This window comes from Halarchaeum acidiphilum MH1-52-1 (genome assembly GCF_000474235.1).
Taxonomy (GTDB): domain Archaea; phylum Halobacteriota; class Halobacteria; order Halobacteriales; family Halobacteriaceae; genus Halarchaeum; species Halarchaeum acidiphilum.
Genome location: NZ_BATA01000019.1, coordinates 20,337 through 35,245, shown reverse-complemented (window position 1 = coordinate 35,245; position 14,909 = coordinate 20,337). Strand labels below are relative to the sequence as shown.

Genomic DNA, 14,909 nt, shown 5'->3' with positions numbered 1-14,909 from the left:
GTCGCGTTGCTCCCCGCTCGATTCTTCGATGCCTCCCTACTGGTCGCCATCGCTATTCTCGCGGCACCTCACGTCGCCGCTCGGTTCTTCGATGCCTCCCTACTGGTCGCCATCGCTATCCGCAAAATCGAGCGCACACGAGTTGATGCAGTAACGCTCGCCGGTCTCGGTGGGACCGTCCTGAAAGACGTGCCCGAGGTGGCCGCCGCAGTTCGCGCAGACGATCTCCGTCCGGACCATCCCGTGGCTGGTGTCGCGGCGTCGCTCGATACTGCCCTCGATGGCGTCGTCGAAGCTCGGCCAGCCCGACCCCTCTTCGTCGAACTTCGTGTCCGAGTCGAAGAGCGCGGCGCCACAGCCCGCACAGCGATAGACGCCGTCGTCGTCCTTCCCGATGAACTCGCCCGTGAACTTCGCCTCGGTGCCCTGCTCGCGCAGGACGCGATACTCCTCGTCGTCGAGGCGCTCGCGCCACTCCTCGTCGCTCTCCGGCAGATCTGCCTCCGTGTCGCTCATGTGTGAGGGGAGGGCCGCGACGGCTTTAGGGGTGGCGACGTCACGCCCGATAGCGCTCGCGCCATCGCGGCACCGCGCGCCCGTAGAGGACGTGGCCGATGCCCGCGAGCGCGAGACCGACGGCGACGAGTCCGAGCGCCCACGGGGCGGTGAGCGGCGCGGCGACGAAGCCGACGACGAGCACGGGGACGAGCGGGACGGCGACGGCGAGCGTGAAGAGCGCGAACAGCACGGTGTCGAAGAGGAACTCGTTGGGCTGGAAGCCGGCGAGCGCGACCGTGAGTCCGAACAAGTAGGCTTGCAGGCCGACGCAGAGGGCGAGACCGGCGAGCGCGTCGAGCGGGCTCGCGCCCTGCCAGAGCACGGCGACGGCGTAGCACGCGATACCGGTTGGGAGACCGAGAACCGCGAAGGCGCGGCGCTTCGCGTCGAAGACCGCCGCGGTGTCGACGGGGAGCGTCGCGTACGTCGTCGCGTCCTCGAACTGCGTGAGCCAGTTGTACGTGGTGAAGGCCGTCAGCCCGAGGATCGACCCGAACGCGACGCCGGGGAGGACGCGCAGGCCGACGAGGGACTCGGCGAGCGAGACGAGGAAGGCGCTCACGACGAACAGGACGCCCGCGGAGAGGAGCACCTTCCAGTAGCCGCCGGCGGAGCGCGAGACGTCCAGCATCGTCTTGACGAACACCGGGTCGTCCCACGCGGGGACGCGCCGACGCCACGCGCGATACGCGTTCGCCGCCGTCCGCGCCGGCGGCTCGTGCTCGGGATCGTAGGTGACGGCCGCGAGCGCGAGGAGCGCGAGCGGCGGGACGGCGGCCGCGACCGCGGTATCGAGGCCGGGCGCGAGGAAGACCGCGTACGGCGTCGCGGCGACGACCGGCAGGCCGAGCAGCCACCCGGCGACGACGGCGCAGACGCCGAGCGCGGCGAGGAGCTTCCCGGGGCGTCCGCGCGTGGCGAGCGCCACGACCGCCACCGTCGCGCAGAGACCGAGACCGAACGTCCAGAGCAGCGTCACCCACAGCAGCGGGAGGGCGGCGAGCGCGAGCAGCGGGGCGAACGCGACGGCCAGCGGGAGGAGCAGAAGAACCGCGTAGTAGACGACGTCCTTCAGGAGGAAGAGACCGAGGAGCCGACGCTGGCGCAGCGGGAGCGTGTGCGCGCTGAAGACGACGAGCGTGGTGTCGTCGAGCAGGCCGCGCATCGCGTCGCGCCCGACGAGACCGACCGATCCCGTCTGGAGACCGAAGAGGAGCACGAGGACGTGGACGCCCGCGACGACCGTTCCCGTCCCCGCGCCGGTCGACGCGAGCGCCCACGCGGTCACGCCGCCGACGAGCGCGACGAAGACGGGGAAGGCGGCGAAGCGCCGCCCGCCGAACAGCCGGCTGTGCAGGCGCCACTCCTCGCGGAACATCGCCGCGAGGACCGCCCGGTCGTGGCTCATGCGCCACCCGATCCGCCGGCGTCCGCGTCTCCCCCGCCGACCTCGCGGAGGAAGACGTCGAGGAGTCGATCCTCGCCCAGATCGGCCGGCCGGCGCGTCGTCACGAGCGATCCCTCGCGGACGATGCCCACGCGATCGCAGAGTTCGGCGGCGACGTCGATGTCGTGCGTCGAGAGGAAGACGGTGTTGCCCGCGTCGCGGTAGTCGCGGAGGTGGCGTTTCACCGTCTCCTGCACGATGGGATCGAGGTTGACGAGCGGCTCGTCGATGAAGACGAGGTCGGGATCGTGGAGGAACGCCGCCGTGATCATCACCTTCTGTTGCTGGCCCCGCGAGAGATCGGTGGTCATCGTGTCGAGCTTCGCCGCGTAGGAGAGCCGATCGGCCCACGTCTCGACCCGATCCGTCACGGTCTCGGCGTCGAGGTCACGTACCGACCCGACGAAGTCGAAGTATTCGCGCGGCGTCATGAAGCTCGGCGGGGACTCCTGCTCGGGGAGGATGCCGACGCGCTCGCGAACGCCGACCGGATCGTCGACGGGATCGACGTCGAGAACGGACGCGGTGCCCGCGTCCGGGCGGAGTTGACCGGTGAGGATGCGGATCGTCGTGCTCTTGCCCGCGCCGTTCGGTCCGAGGAGACCGAAGAGTTCGCCCGCCGGGACGTCGAGCGTCAGCCCCGCGAGCGCCGTGAGGTCGCCGTAGGACTTGCGGAGTTCCTCGGTGGCTATCGCGTTCACGTCACCCGACTCGCCCGCCGCGGGCAAATAGCCACCCGCCGCGGCCGACGGGTCACGCGCCCGTCGCGGCGCTCGGTGACGGTCGCGTCCCGAGCGTGACGTTCGCGGTCGTCCGCGTTCCGTTCCGCACGACCGTGGTCGGGACCGTTTCGTTCGGGTGCGCGTGCAGGAGGAGGGAGCGACTGAGCGCTTCGCCGGTCTGCACGGGCGTCCCGTCGATCGCGACGATCACGTCGCCGCCCGTCGGAACGCGCTGGCCGTCGACCGTCGCGTAGCCGGTCGATCCGTGCAGGACGCCGTCGGACGGTCCGCCCGCGAGCGTCCGGACGACCGCGACGCCGCTCGCGTTCGACAGGCCGTTCGCCCGCGCGATCGCCGGCGTCACGTCCGTCGTGGAGACGCCGAGGTAGGCGTGCGTGTACGAGCCGTTCGCGAGCAGGTTCGGGACGACGTGCGAGACGACGGCCGCGGAGATCGCGAACCCGACGTTGTCGCCCTCGGTCGCCCGGTTCACGCCGACGACCGTCCCGTTCGGCGTGAGCAGCGGCCCGCCCGAGTTCCCGGGGTTGATCGCGGCGTCCGTCTGCACCGTCCCCGGGATCGTGAAGGAGTCCGAGGTCGACATCGATCGGTTCACGCCGCTCACGACGCCGGTCGTGATCGAGCCGGTGAGTCCGTAGGGGTTCCCGATCGCGGCCACCGACTCGCCCGGTCGCGGCGCGCTCGACGCCAGCGGGAGCGCGGTCGCGTTCGCCGGCCGGTCGGGGACGCGCACCACGGCGAGGTCGGAGTAGGCGTCGCTCCCGACGACGCTCGCGTTCTCCCACGTCCCGTTCGCGAAGCGCACCTCGACCGAGCGGGCGTTCGCGATGACGTGATGGTTCGTGACGATGTCGCCGCGGTCGTCGTAGACGAACCCGGATCCGGTTGCGACCTCCGTCGGCGTGACGACGCGGATCATCACCACCGAGTCGATCGTTCGATCGTACAGCGACGCGTACGCTCCCGACGCGCTCGCCGATGTGGGTGCGGCGGGCGCGGCGGTCGTCGTACCGTTCGCGGCGGTGGCGCCCGTCGACGTCGTCGATCCCGTCGGTCCCGTGAACGAGAGACCGGCGCAGCCGGCGAGCGCGACGAGGACGACCACGCCGAGAGCGACGGCGGGTCTCGAACGTGACATCGCGCGTCCGTTCGCGCCCCGAGACCATCAGTCGTCCCACTGCAGTCCCGCGTCACCCGGATTTTCAGTCGTCCCACTGCAGTCCCGCGTCACCCGGATTTTTGTCCGCCGGTCCCCGAAGGGAAGCCATGACGCTCCCCGCTCCCGTCGCGTTCGCACGGCGCTGTTTCGCCGCGCTCGTCCGTCGCCCCGCCGCCGCGCTCGATCCGTTCCTCGACGAGTCGTATCCCGACGAGCCGACGCTGAGCGAGGAGTGGCTGACGATCGCCACCGGTGCCGGCTCGCTCGCGCTCGTCGCCCTCGGCGCCACCGTCGCGGTCGCGCTGAGCGCACTCTACGCGCTCCTCTACGCGCTCGCCCGCGGTGTCGGCCGCCTCGGATCCCGCGCCCGCGCGCGAATCGGCCGCTGACGTCGCCGGGCGAGGCGCGAGCGAGAATGTCAGGCGCCGGCGACGCCGACGGCCTCGTCGACGGCGTTCCGCGCGAGCGTCTCCATCCCGCGGCGCAGTCGCTCCGAGGCGGCCTGTCGCGAGACGCCGAGGGCCGCGGCGACGTCCGCGAGCGTCGCCTCGCGCGGCACCGCGAAGTAGCCCGCTTCGACGGCCGCCGCGAGCGTCTCGAGTTGCTTGCGCGTCAATCCGTTCCGGTCGTCGTCGCCGCCGCTCGCGCTGAGGTAGCGCGTCGTGACGTCGACGCCGGCGTCGAGGAGCGTCTCGCGGAACGCGACGAGCGCGTCGCGATCGGGGAGCCGGAGGCGGAGGTCGAGTCCCTCGTGCGTTATCGACGCGCGGAGGTTCGATGCCCCGGCGCGGATGACGGCCCGGTGGACGAGGGCCGCGGGTCCCGACTCGACGTCGACACGGTAGAGCCTTCGGTCGTCGAAGTCGTCGAGACACTGGACGCTCGTGACTCCCTCGCCGTCCGCGAGCGCCGACGCGAAGGCGACGAAGTCGCCGCCGTGCACCCACGCGAACACCGCTGATTCCCCCGTCTCCGTCGTCATCGTCGCCTCCACTTCGACCGTCGTCGCCGACGTCCCCGCGAGCGCGGCGACGAACGGCAGATCGGGACAGGTGAGGTGGAGTTTCGCGACGAGTGTCATCGGCGATCCTACACGACGGACGGATAAGAGCGCGGGGATCGACGCCGGCGGGCGTTCTCAACCTTTTTCACTCGCCGCGCGCGAACGCGGACGTAATGGATTCCGTGCGCGCCATGACGTACAACGTCCGCGTCGACACGCCCGAGGACGGCGAGGACGGCTGGACGTACCGGCGCGACGCGGTCGCGGGGACGATCCGCTACCACGACCCGGGCGTCCTCGGCCTTCAGGAACCCCTCGCCGGACAGCTCGCGGACGTCCGCGAGCGCCTCGAACGCTACCGGTTCGTCGGCCGCTCGCGCGGCTCCGGCGAGGGCGTCGGCGAGCACGTCCCGATCGGATACGACGCGGACCGCTTCGCGCTCGTCGACGACGAGACGTTTTGGCTCTCCGAGACGCCGACCGTCGCCGGGAGCGTCGGCTGGGACGGCGCCCACCCGCGCGTCTGCACGCGGGCCCGCCTCCGCGAGCGCGCGAGCGGCGACGAACTCGAACTCTACTGCGTCCACCTCGACCACGAGGGGCGGACGGCCCGCGAGCGCGGTGCCGAACTCGTCCGCGAGCGCGCCGCCGCGTCGGCCGTCCCGACGATCGTCCTCGGGGACTTCAACTGCGAGGCCGGCGACCCCGCCCACGACGTCCTCACGCGCACGCTCCGCGACGCGCGCGATATCGCCACGTACGACCACGGCCCGAACACCACGCGGACGGACTACCGACGCCTCCGCCCCGAGTGGACGATCGATCACGTCCTCGTCAGCGACGCGTGGACGGTCGACTCGCGCGCCGCCTGCAGCGACCAGTACGGGGACGGGCGCTATCCCTCCGATCACCTCCCCGTCGTCGTCGATCTGTCCTAAGCTATTCCCCGCCGGGGCGCGAACCGGCCGCGCATGCAGGACTTCGATCTCGTCGTCGTCGGCTCCGGCTCCGGACTGGACGTCGCGTCCGTCGCCGCCCGCCGCGGGATGGACGTCGCCGTCGTCGAGGACGGCCCGCTCGGCGGCACGTGCCTCAATCGCGGTTGCATCCCCTCGAAGATGCTCGTCCACCGCGCGGACGTGAAACGGACCGTCGAGTCCGCGGACGCGTTCGGCATCGACGCGGCGGTCGCGGACGTGGACTTCGCCGGGATGGCCGAGGAGGTCTCCGCGCACGTCGATCGCGACAGCGAGTCGATCCGCCGCGGCATCGAGACCTCCGAGAACCACACCCTCTTCGACGACACCGGCGAGTTCGTCGACGAGCGCACTCTCGCCGTCGGCGACGCGACGATCCGCGGCGAGAGGGTCGTCGTCGCCGCCGGCACCCGCCCGCGGATCCCCGACGTCGACGGCATCGACGGCGTGGACTACTGGACGAGCACGGAGGCGCTGCGGGCCGACCAACCGCCCGAACACCTCGTGATCGTCGGCGGCGGCTACGTCGCCGCGGAACTCGCCCACTACTTCGGGACGTTCGGGAGCGACGTGACGATCGTCGGCCGTCGGGACGTCCTCCTCCCCAGCGAGGACCCGGCGGTCGCGCGGCACTTCACCGAGCGCTACGACGAGCGCTTCGACGTCCGCACGGGCTTCGAGGCGACCGCGGTCCGCGAGGACGGTGACGGCGTCGCGCTCGACGCCGCGACCACCGATGGGCGCGAGGAGACGACCGTCCACGGCGACCAACTGCTCGTCGCCGCCGGCCGCGAGCCGAACACGGACCGTCTCGGCGTCGAGAACGCCGGGATCGAGACCACCGAGGCGGGATACGTCGCGACGAATCGCTACCTCGAAACGAGCGCGGAGAACGTCTGGGCGCTCGGCGACGTCGTCGGGCGCTACCTGTTCAAGCACGCCGCGAACCACGAGGCGAGCACGGTCATCGCGAACGCGCTCCGCGGCGATCGCGAGGCGATCGACTACACCGCGATGCCCCACGCGGTCTTCGCCGACCCGCAGGTCGCGGGCGTCGGCCACACGGAAGCCGACCTCCGCGCCGAATCGCGCGACTACCGCGTCGGCGGCTACGAGTTCTCCGACACCGCGATGGGGACGGCGATGGGCGACCCGCCCGGCTTCGTCAAGGTGCTCGTCGCGCCCGACGGCGAAATCCTCGGCACGCACGTCGTCGGACCCCACGCCTCACAGCTCATCCACGAGGTCTGCGTCGCGATGCGCGCCGGGAGCGGCACCGTCGCCGACATCCGCGACACGATCCACGTCCACCCCGCGCTCAACGAGGTCGTCGCGCGCGCTTCGGCGGGCGATTCAGCGACCCGGACGAGCGTTCCCGTCGCTGACCGTCACGTTCTCGACGGAGACGTGGAGGTAGTTGACGGTGGAGGTATGTGGTTGTTCAGTATTCAAGGCCGTGTGAGCCGAGTTGAGTGCGTGGTCATAATGGAGTGCTCCGGACTGGTGGACGCCGTTTACGTCCCCAATAAGCGCACCATAGATCGTTCCACTCCCGGGTACGTCAATGGAAGTACCCGGCTGTGGCTGATCTCCCGCGCCGTAGACGACACCTGTGAACTCACCGCTCCCATCGATCAGTACCGAGGAATCCGGGAGAGCGTAGAGCCAGAACGCGCTTGCCCGGTTCGTTCGCGTGTCCGTTGTAGTGTTAATGGTATTCACAAGACATCTCCCTTCAATGGTCGTGTCTCCAGTGGTGAAAACGTTCACACGTCCGGAACCGGTTGTCGAGATGCGCCCGCTACCACCGACGGTAACGTCGCCGTCAACGACGAGTGTGATGTCCCCCTGTGTTGTATTCAACCAGAGGTGGTGGGTCCCACCCACGCTAAGACGGTCGAGATAGTATGTCCCGGAATCAAGTTCACAATCTGTATCGGGACAGCTGAGAGAATGGTCGCTGATTACGGAAGAATTCGAGTTGTCGTTGCTTGATTCAGCCCTATTTTTAGCCGAATAGATCCGGCTCGTTGCAGCTGGAAGATCTGCCAGATTTGATTCGCTAGAGTGGACTGGTGTTTCTTTTGACTCGTCTACCCAGTCAGGATACGTAACCATTGAGTCTGTGTAGACTGCCCCGGTAATATTCGACGTATCGGGAGAGTTTTCGAATGTCACTGGCCCGTTCGCGATGAGATTCCCATTGATCGTTGCCGACTTTATTTTGACGGCACCAACCGTAGAGACGTTTACTGGGATACCCTTGGAGTTATCGTAGGTGCCAATCGTTGAATTATACCCATCAATCGTTGATCTTCCATAGAATTGTAGTTTCGTATTCGCCGATTCGTCAACGATACCATCCGCTACCCGAACAGGCTCAATTGGCGTCGTCAGCGTAATAGTCGCTATCTCCGCGCTGTCGTTCACGAAGACTTGCCCGCCGGTTCGCTCCCGGAAATAATCCGCCCAGCCCTCGTAGTACGGACTCTGCACCGACACGTTCACGCGTGCGCCCGTCAGCGGATTCGTCCGATTCTCAGACGGATCGGGAAAGCGGACGTTCGCCGCGCTCCCCCGGTGGACGCGGAGCCCGCCGTTCCCCCGTGCGTTCCCCGACACACTCACGATCGGGAGCGTCAGCGTCCCGCTGTTGTAGTGGACTTCCGGCGGCGAGACTATCTGCCCGTCGCGCCAGACGCCGCCACCCTGATAGGCGACGGTGTGCCCGTTCCGCCGGTAGACGACCGCGCCGAGCGAGACGTTCGCGATCGTGCTCGTGTTCCCCGAGGAGAGATTCCGCTCCGTCACCGTCATCGATCCCGCGTCCGTCACGCGGACGTCGCCGTTCGCGCTCCCGAGATCGACGCGCTTCGAGTCGGACTGTCCGAGCGCGACCTCGCTCGCCTCCGAGTCGAACTGCGAGAGCGCGTTCTCCGCCTGCTGGATCGACGCCTGATCGGACGTCTGCGAGATCGCGGAGGACCCGATCGAGACCGTCACCCCGACGATGACGAGCGTGAGTCCGAGGAGGAGCGCGACGCCGACGACCTCGGATTGCGCCCGTGTGACACCCATATGACGGTATGTTCAGATTGTGAACGGGAAAGCGTATCGGCCGGCTCAGCGGTCGTTACCGACGCGATCGGTGACAGCGAGCGCGAGACGGGTCGCCGATACGCGCCCGATCCACACGCCCTGTCGTCGCCCGATCGCGCTCACGCGGGTCCGAGCGCTCACGCGTTTCGACCGCGGGCGGTCGCGCCGATCCCGGCGAGGATGACACAGCCCCCGACGACGGTCGCCGGTCCCGGGTACTCGCCGAAGAGGGCGAGCGCGAGGATCGCCGCGCCGACCGGTTCGCCGAGGAGCGCGACGCTCACCACGCTCGATTCGAGGTGTTCGAGCGTCCAGTTGAGTGCGGTGTGCCCGAAGAACCCCGGGAGGAGCGCCATCGCGAGGAAGAGCGCCCACTCGCGCGGCGGATAGGCGAACAGCGGGAGTCCGCGGAGGAGGACGAGCGCGAGGAGTGTGAGCGTGCAGACCGCGTAGACGAGCGTCGTGTACGGGACGAGGGCGAGGCGCTGGCGGACCGCGCGCCCGGCGAGAACGTAGGCCGACGCGCAGACCGCGCCGCAGAGCGCGAGCGCGTCACCGAGCAGCGGCGCGGACCCGACGAGCGGCGCGCCGAGCAGCCCGCCCACCGACGTGACCGCGACCCCGCAGACGGCGAGGACGACGCCGACGCTCACGGCCCGATTCGGCCGCTCGTCGAGGACGAGCCACGCGCCGAGCGCGACGAAGATCGGTTGGGTCTGCACGAGGACGGTGCTCGCGGCGATACTCGTGTACTCGATACTCACGAACCACGACGCGAAGTGCGCGGCGAGCGCGACTCCCGAGACGACGATCACCGCCCAGTCGCGCCGCGAGAGCGACGAGACGGCCGCGCGGTGGCCGCCGACGAACGGCGCGACCGTCGCCGTCATGAACAGCACCCGATAGAAGGCGGTCACGAGGCTGGGCGCGTGCGAGGCGCGGACGAGGACCGCGCTCGTCGAGACCGCGATGACCGCGACCGCGAGCACCGTCATCGGGCTACGACGTGCGTCGAGTGACACGCCTCGTCCCGAGGACGCGCGCGGTAAAGAGGATCGCTACTTCGAGTCGCTACACGTCGTCCGGCACGTCGAAGTCGTGGTAGTGCTCGCCCTTCTCCTTCGTGAGGATGTTGAGCGCGGCGGCGGCCCCGTCGCCCGCGGAGATGACGGCCTGCCACTCCTCGGCGCGCACCATCGCGCCCGTCGCGTAGGCGTCCTCGACCGACGTCTCCATCGTCACGTCCGCCTCGACGACGTCCTCGTCCGTGAAGTCACAGCCGAGGTCCTCGGCGAGATCTCGGTTCGCACCCGTCGCGAGCACGAGGTAGTCCGCGGTGTGCTCCTCGCCGTCCGCGGTGACGACGAACCCGTCGCCGTCCGTCGCGACCGACTCGACCGCGGTGTCCTCGTGGAGGGTGGCGCCGTGGTCGGCCGTCGCCTGCTCGCGCGCTCGATCGAGGAAGACGCTCCCGTCCATCGAGCGGATGCCGAGGTAGTTGAACAGGTGCGCCTTGTGCATCCACGTCTTGTCCGTGTCGAACGCGACGGCGTCCAGCCCGTTCTTCGACGCGAACAGCGCGGCGCTGAGACCGGCGGGACCGCCGCCGACGACGATGACGTCCGTGTCTGCCATATCGTGCGTTGTGTTCGCATTCCTGATAAAGGTACGCGCAGGGGAGGACGTCGCCTACTCGCCCTCGACGGACGCGGCGAGCCGGCGGTGGCGACGGCGGAAGACGGCGTCCAGACCGAGCTTCGCCGCCTCGTCCGCGACGGGCGCGAGCGGTCCCGCCGGCGTCCGATAGCGCACCCGATCGCGACAGCGCGTCCGCTCGCCGTCCGCGTAGAAGAGGTGGGTGTGCTCCCACTCGGGGAACGGGCCCTCGACCAGCACGTCGCGGAAGTACGCCGTCCCGTCGCCGCGCTCGCGCGCGACGATCTCCGACGTCCACCCCCGTCTGGGACCGATGCCGAACGGCCGCACGGACAGTTCGACGGTCGAGCCGGGATCGAGAGCGTTCGGATCAGCCTCGCCGTCCGGTCCGGTCACGCCCTCGACGCGGAGACCCATCCAACCGGGCGTGAGCGCGGCGAGACCATCGACGCCGCGGTGGAACGACCAGACGCGATCGAGCGGCGCGCGCACCCACGAGTCGCGTTCGTACGTCGTCACAGCCGGTCTACGGGGACGCGCCGCAAAACGCCTCGGGTCGCTAGCGGTACTCGCCGGGGAGGACGTCGCGGTGCGCGTCGAGCGCGTCGGCGACGAAGGAGAAGACGGCGTCGGTACCTTGGAACCCCTCGGCGAGTCGATCGACGAGCGTGCCGTCGACGAACAGGAGGAGCGTCGGGACCGAGCGGACGTCGTAGGCGTCGACGAGGTCGAGATCGTACTGGGGGTTGCAGGTGCCGACGGCGACGCCGGAGGCCTTCGCCACCGCGCCGACGATCGGCTCGATGGCCTCGCAGAGCGTGCAGCCCGGCCGGTAGAGGTCGACGAGCGCGACGTCGTGGGCGTCGACGAGCGCGTCGATGTCGTCGCCGGTCTCCAGCGTGACCGGTCTCGTGGGTGCGTCGGATCTGTCGGCGGCGGGCGTGCTCGCGTCGCTCACTTCAGCCGCTCCTGCAGGAAGGAGGGGTGGGCGGCCGTCACGCCGTCGATGTCGAGGATCTCCTCGCTGATGACGTCACCGAGGGCGTTCCCGTCGGCGGCGCGGACCTCCGCCATCAACATGTGGTCTCCCGAGGAGGTGTAGAGCGAGCGGATGGAGTCGAGATCCGTCAGCGCGCGCGTCGCCTCGACGTAGCGCTCGGACTCGACGTCGATCCCGACCAGCGCGATGGACTGCCCCGAGAGCTTCTTCGGGTCGACCTCCGCCGAGTAGCCGACGATGACGCCCGCGTCCTCCAATTCGTTCACGTACTTGCGGACGGTCGGCTTCGAGACGTCGGCCCGTTCCGCGAGCTCCGCGTACGAGGCCTGCGCGTCCTCCTCGAGCGCCGCGAGTATCCGTTTCTCAGTCGAGTCGCTGCTCACACAGTTACTTTGGCGGCACGGAAAAAATATCTTCCGAACCCGAAGATCAGGCGTGCCGGTCGATGAAGTCGTAAGAGCGCTCCCAGTCGCCGTCCTCGAAGTAGCGCTCCGCGAGGTTGCCCTCGGGCATGTCGCCGCGCGAGCGCTTCTCCTCCTGATAGGAGGGGCGCTCGTCGTCGACGAAGTATCGACCGGTGAGGACGGTTCCCTCGTAGAGGGCGTCCTCGGTCTCGTGCATGGCCTCCTGCGCCGAGCGGCGGTCGTGCACGTCGAAGTCGTAGTCCTCGGAGTCGTTGATGTCGACGTACGGGACGTACTGCTTCGCGTCCTTGTTCCACGTCGGGCACTGCGTGAGGAAGTCGATGTGGCTGAAGCCGTCGTGCTGGACGGCCTCCTTGATGATCTCCTTCGCCTGATTCGGGTTGACCGCGGCCGTCCGGGCGACGTAGGACGCGCCGGCCGTCACGCTCATCGAGAGCGGGCGGATCGGCGTCTTCGCGTTCCCGTTGGGCTGGGTCTTGGACTTGTGGCCCTTCGGCGAGGTCGGGGAGGTCTGCCCCTTCGTCAGCCCGAAGACCTCGTTGTTGAACACGATGTACGTCATATCGTGGTTCTCGCGGGCCGTGTGGATGAAGTGGTTGCCACCGATGCCGTAGCCGTCGCCGTCACCGCCCGCGGCGATGACCTCGACGCCGTCGTTGGCGAGCTTCGCCGCGCGGGCGACCGGCAGCGAGCGGCCGTGGATCGTGTGGAATCCGTAGCTGTCGAAGTAGCTGTTGAGCTTCCCCGAGCAGCCGATCCCCGTACAGAGGAGGATCTCCTCCGGGTTCTTGCCGAGTTCCGCCATCGCGCCCTTCAGGGCCTTCAGCACACCGTAGTCGCCACAGCCCGGACACCACGTGGGCTGAGGCTCGATGCTGGGCGTGAACTCGTCCTGCGCTACGTCTCGTTCCTCGCCAATCGCACTGAACGCACTCATGATTTAATCACCGCCTGCCGCGGCTTCGAACCGCGTGTTCGAGGAGAGCTCCTCGCCGCTCCCGTGTCCCTCGACCGCCTCGACGATCTCGGCGGGCTCGAAGGGGTTCCCGTCGTACTTCAGCAGCGAGGAGAGTTTCTCACCGTACTGTCCGAGGTTCTTCTGGATGAGACCGTGGAACTGCGCCGTCGAGGACATCTCCACGACGAGCACGTCGTCCACGCTCTCGATGAACTCCGCGACGAGCTCCTTCGGGAAGGGTGCCATCTCGGAGACGCTGAGCCCCTTCACGCTGTGTCCGTCGTCGTTCAGGCGCTCGACGGCCTCTTCGACGGTGCCGGAGTGGCTCCCCCAAGAGATGACGCCGTACTCCGCGTCGGTCTCACCGTACTCCCGCTGGCGCTCGTCCGCGTCGAGGTTCTCGCGGATCGCCTCGATCTTCTCGTTGCGCCTGTCGACCTGCGCGACGCGGTTCGAGGGACTCTCGCTGATGTGCCCCTCGGGCGTGTGCTCGTTCCCGGTCGCGAGGTAGCGACCGCCGGACTGGCCGGGGATGGAGCGCGGGCTGACGCCCTCCTCGCCCTCGTGCTGGAACCGGTGGTAGATGCCGGTCTCGCCGTGGGGCTGCTCCTCGAGTTCCTCCTCCGTGAGCGTGCTCCCGAGACTCGGGTTCGGCTCCTCGTCGAAGGTGCTCTTCGGGACGTTCCGGTGTTCCCCGGAGAGCTTCTGGTCGTAGAGGACCATGACCGGGATCTGGTAGTCGTACGCGAGCTGGAACGCCTTGCGCGTCTGCTCGTAGCACTCCACCGGATTCGAGGGCGCGAACACCACGCGGTGGCTGTCGCCCTGACTCGTGTAGAGGACGTGTTCGAGGTCGGCCTGCTCGGGCTTCGTCGGCATCCCCGTGGAGGGTCCGGCCCGCATGGCCTCGACGAGCACGAGCGGCGTCTCCGTCATCTCCGCGAGGCCGAGCGGCTCGCTCATGAGCGAGAAGCCACCGCCGGACGACCCGGACATGGCCTTCGCGCCCGCGTGGGACGCGCCGACGGCGAGCGACGCCGCCGCGATCTCGTCCTCGACCTGCTCCGAGATGCCCCCGACGTCGGGCATCAGGTTCGTGAGGATGGTGAAGACGTCCGTCCACGGCGTCATCGGGTAGCCCGAGATGAACCGGCATCCCTCGTCGAGGGCGCCGTACGCGATCCCGTGGCTGCCGGAGACGAGGACCTGTTCCTCGTCGTGCTCACCGGTCGGGACGGCGACGTCGTGGGCGTCCGCGTCGTACTCCTCCTGAACGTGCTCGTACGCGTCGTGGAGGACGTTCAGGTTCGCGTCGAGGATGTCGCCGCCCATCGCCTCCGCCATCAGGTCCTCGACGTAGGACGTGTCGAGACCCGTGAGCGCGGCGGTGACGCCGACGCCGGCCGTGTTCCGCATGATCTCGCGGCCGTGTTCCTTGGCGATGCCGCGGAGGTCGACGTCGTAGACGTGCCAGCCGTTCTCCTCGACGCGCTCGTCGAAGTTCTCGATCTCGTCGGTGTCGAGAAGCCCCGAGTCGTAGACGATGACCCCGCCCTCGCGGAGTTCGTCGAGGTTCTCGGCGAGGGGCTTGATCTCCTCCTCGCCGTAGTAGGCGTCCTCCTTTGGGTTCCGGGCGAACGAGTCACCGAGGGCGACGAGGAAGTTGTACCCGTCACCGCGGGACTTGACCTCCTCCGACGATGCGCGGATCTCCACGTACGTGTGGCCGCCGCGGATGCGCGAGGGATAGTGCCGGTGGGTGAAAACGTTGAGCCCCGAGCGCATCAGAGCTTTCGCGAAGTTCTGGCTCGTCGAGTCGATCCCGTCGCCGGAACCGCCCGCGATTCGCCAGATGAGTTCGTCGTCAGTCATAGTGTATGTCCT

Annotated in this window: 15 protein-coding genes and 1 pseudogene; 3 read left to right on the top strand and 13 right to left on the bottom strand. The window is 68.8% G+C overall.

Annotated elements, in window-relative coordinates; genetic code table 11:
• Positions 1-99: 99 nt before the first annotated feature.
• From msrB to AOZ13_RS05285, 4 genes are read right to left on the bottom strand one after another with little or no spacing between them, the layout of a single operon-like run.
• Positions 100-516, bottom strand: a complete 417-nt coding sequence (gene msrB / locus AOZ13_RS05300) for a peptide-methionine (R)-S-oxide reductase MsrB (RefSeq protein WP_020222868.1) — start codon at positions 514-516, stop codon at positions 100-102.
• A gap of 40 nt (positions 517-556) precedes the next feature.
• Positions 557-1,966 carry a hypothetical protein gene (locus AOZ13_RS05295; RefSeq protein WP_021780014.1) on the bottom strand — a complete coding sequence of 470 codons (1,410 nt, stop codon included), beginning with the start codon at positions 1,964-1,966 and terminating at the stop codon, positions 557-559.
• Entirely contained in the window at positions 1,963-2,706 is a 744-nt protein-coding gene (locus AOZ13_RS05290; protein WP_020222640.1) for an ABC transporter ATP-binding protein, read from the bottom strand. Before AOZ13_RS05290 ends, AOZ13_RS05295 begins: the two co-directional genes overlap by 4 nt.
• A gap of 52 nt (positions 2,707-2,758) precedes the next feature.
• On the bottom strand, positions 2,759-3,886 hold the full coding sequence (locus tag AOZ13_RS05285) for a S1C family serine protease (protein ID WP_021780013.1): 1,128 nt from the start codon (positions 3,884-3,886) through the stop codon (positions 2,759-2,761).
• 128 nt (positions 3,887-4,014) lie between these two features.
• On the opposite strand from AOZ13_RS05285, the gene AOZ13_RS05280 reads away from it, so the two are divergent.
• The gene (locus AOZ13_RS05280) at positions 4,015-4,296 is read left to right on the top strand and encodes a hypothetical protein (RefSeq protein WP_021780012.1); all 282 of its coding nucleotides are present in this window, start codon (positions 4,015-4,017) and stop codon (positions 4,294-4,296) included.
• Between the two features lie 29 nt (positions 4,297-4,325).
• Here AOZ13_RS05280 and AOZ13_RS05275 read toward each other — a convergent pair whose 3' ends face one another.
• On the bottom strand, positions 4,326-4,988 hold the full coding sequence (locus AOZ13_RS05275) for a helix-turn-helix domain-containing protein (RefSeq protein ID WP_021780011.1): 663 nt from the start codon (positions 4,986-4,988) through the stop codon (positions 4,326-4,328).
• A gap of 95 nt (positions 4,989-5,083) precedes the next feature.
• Between AOZ13_RS05275 and AOZ13_RS05270 the strand changes: the two genes are divergently transcribed.
• Together AOZ13_RS05270 and AOZ13_RS05265 are read left to right on the top strand one after the other, a co-directional pair.
• The gene (locus AOZ13_RS05270) at positions 5,084-5,848 is read left to right on the top strand and encodes an endonuclease/exonuclease/phosphatase family protein (RefSeq protein WP_021780010.1); all 765 of its coding nucleotides are present in this window, start codon (positions 5,084-5,086) and stop codon (positions 5,846-5,848) included.
• Between the two features lie 33 nt (positions 5,849-5,881).
• A pseudogene (locus tag AOZ13_RS05265) lies at positions 5,882-7,249 on the top strand (dihydrolipoyl dehydrogenase); the annotation flags it as partial.
• Here AOZ13_RS05265 and AOZ13_RS15865 read toward each other — a convergent pair.
• The 8 genes from AOZ13_RS15865 to AOZ13_RS05230 form a co-directional block, all read right to left on the bottom strand.
• Positions 7,241-8,965: a DUF7289 family protein gene (locus AOZ13_RS15865; protein ID WP_148286764.1), complete on the bottom strand. Its 1,725-nt coding sequence runs from the start codon at positions 8,963-8,965 to the stop codon at positions 7,241-7,243. The pseudogene AOZ13_RS05265 and the gene AOZ13_RS15865 sit on opposite strands and share 9 nt — an antisense overlap.
• Positions 8,966-9,123: 158 nt before the next feature.
• Positions 9,124-9,981, bottom strand: a complete 858-nt coding sequence (locus AOZ13_RS05255; RefSeq protein ID WP_049933871.1) for a DMT family transporter — start codon at positions 9,979-9,981, stop codon at positions 9,124-9,126.
• Positions 9,982-10,057: 76 nt separating this feature from the next.
• Complete coding sequence (locus AOZ13_RS05250) at positions 10,058-10,621, bottom strand: FAD-dependent oxidoreductase (protein ID WP_020221666.1); 564 nt, start codon at positions 10,619-10,621, stop codon at positions 10,058-10,060.
• Positions 10,622-10,675: 54 nt separating this feature from the next.
• Positions 10,676-11,161, bottom strand: a complete 486-nt coding sequence (locus tag AOZ13_RS13865; RefSeq protein ID WP_021780007.1) for an SRPBCC family protein — start codon at positions 11,159-11,161, stop codon at positions 10,676-10,678.
• Between the two features lie 40 nt (positions 11,162-11,201).
• Positions 11,202-11,600, bottom strand: coding sequence for a thioredoxin family protein (locus AOZ13_RS05245; protein WP_020221668.1), 399 nt, complete (start codon positions 11,598-11,600; stop codon positions 11,202-11,204).
• On the bottom strand, positions 11,597-12,025 hold the full coding sequence (gene lrpA1 / locus AOZ13_RS05240) for an HTH-type transcriptional regulator LrpA1 (protein WP_020221669.1): 429 nt from the start codon (positions 12,023-12,025) through the stop codon (positions 11,597-11,599). Before lrpA1 ends, AOZ13_RS05245 begins: the two co-directional genes overlap by 4 nt.
• 46 nt (positions 12,026-12,071) lie before the next feature.
• Positions 12,072-13,004 carry a thiamine pyrophosphate-dependent enzyme gene (locus AOZ13_RS05235; RefSeq protein ID WP_020221670.1) on the bottom strand — a complete coding sequence of 311 codons (933 nt, stop codon included), beginning with the start codon at positions 13,002-13,004 and terminating at the stop codon, positions 12,072-12,074.
• A gap of 3 nt (positions 13,005-13,007) precedes the next feature.
• Positions 13,008-14,897, bottom strand: a complete 1,890-nt coding sequence (locus AOZ13_RS05230; RefSeq protein WP_020221671.1) for a 2-oxoacid:acceptor oxidoreductase subunit alpha — start codon at positions 14,895-14,897, stop codon at positions 13,008-13,010.
• Positions 14,898-14,909 lie beyond the last annotated feature (12 nt).

What these genes read in the sequence shown, in the direction of transcription:
- msrB (WP_020222868.1), bottom strand. Translation starts at nt 516, where the DNA reads ATGAGCGACACGGAGGCAGATCTGCCGGAGAGCGACGAGGAGTGGCGC.
- AOZ13_RS05295 (WP_021780014.1), bottom strand. Translation starts at nt 1,966, where the DNA reads ATGAGCCACGACCGGGCGGTCCTCGCGGCGATGTTCCGCGAGGAGTGG.
- AOZ13_RS05285 (WP_021780013.1), bottom strand. Translation starts at nt 3,886, where the DNA reads ATGTCACGTTCGAGACCCGCCGTCGCTCTCGGCGTGGTCGTCCTCGTC.
- AOZ13_RS05280 (WP_021780012.1), top strand. Translation starts at nt 4,015, where the DNA reads ATGACGCTCCCCGCTCCCGTCGCGTTCGCACGGCGCTGTTTCGCCGCG.
- AOZ13_RS05275 (WP_021780011.1), bottom strand. Translation starts at nt 4,988, where the DNA reads ATGACACTCGTCGCGAAACTCCACCTCACCTGTCCCGATCTGCCGTTC.
- AOZ13_RS05270 (WP_021780010.1), top strand. Translation starts at nt 5,084, where the DNA reads ATGGATTCCGTGCGCGCCATGACGTACAACGTCCGCGTCGACACGCCC.
- AOZ13_RS15865 (WP_148286764.1), bottom strand. Translation starts at nt 8,965, where the DNA reads ATGGGTGTCACACGGGCGCAATCCGAGGTCGTCGGCGTCGCGCTCCTC.
- AOZ13_RS05255 (WP_049933871.1), bottom strand. Translation starts at nt 9,981, where the DNA reads ATGACGGTGCTCGCGGTCGCGGTCATCGCGGTCTCGACGAGCGCGGTC.
- AOZ13_RS05250 (WP_020221666.1), bottom strand. Translation starts at nt 10,621, where the DNA reads ATGGCAGACACGGACGTCATCGTCGTCGGCGGCGGTCCCGCCGGTCTC.
- AOZ13_RS05235 (WP_020221670.1), bottom strand. Translation starts at nt 13,004, where the DNA reads ATGAGTGCGTTCAGTGCGATTGGCGAGGAACGAGACGTAGCGCAGGAC.
- AOZ13_RS05230 (WP_020221671.1), bottom strand. Translation starts at nt 14,897, where the DNA reads ATGACTGACGACGAACTCATCTGGCGAATCGCGGGCGGTTCCGGCGAC.